This window comes from Pantoea sp. PNT03 (assembly GCF_014852515.1).
Lineage (GTDB): Bacteria > Pseudomonadota > Gammaproteobacteria > Enterobacterales > Enterobacteriaceae > Pantoea > Pantoea leporis.
The window spans coordinates 1-435 of sequence record NZ_JACVBT010000020.1 but is presented as its reverse complement, the minus strand read 5'-3'; the positions used below and the strand labels follow the sequence as shown (position 1 = coordinate 435).

Below are 435 nucleotides of genomic sequence, written 5' to 3'. Positions count from 1 at the left end.
CTCATGAGGGGCGAGACCAAACAGGGCATACATGCGCTTGTCCCATAACATTTCACCGGTTAGCAGGTTCCACTCCCACACGCCAATGCCACCGGCTTCGTTGGCCAGCGTGATGCGCTCCATCAGCCGGCGATTCACCTGCTCACTCTGCTTCAGCTCAGAGATATCAATAATTTGCGCGATAAAATAGAGCGGTTCCTGGCTGCCATCGCGCACCAGCGATACCGTGAGGCGTGCCCAGACAATCACACCATCTTTACGAAAATAGCGCTTCTCAAACGTGTACGTATCAATCTCACCTTCCAGCAATCGGCTGGCATGTTGCAGATCAAGGCTCAGATCATCGGGATGCGTAATTTGCTGGAATGTCAGGCGTTTGAGCTCTTCGGCCGGATAGCCAAGGATATCGCACAGCGAGCGGTTAACCTGCAGCCA

General features: G+C 53.8%; 1 protein-coding gene. It reads right to left on the bottom strand.

All coding sequences use genetic code 11. From position 1 onward, the window contains the following. The coding region (locus tag IB226_RS23085; protein ID WP_192237069.1) for a PAS domain S-box protein at positions 1-435 on the bottom strand (435 nt) is incomplete at both ends.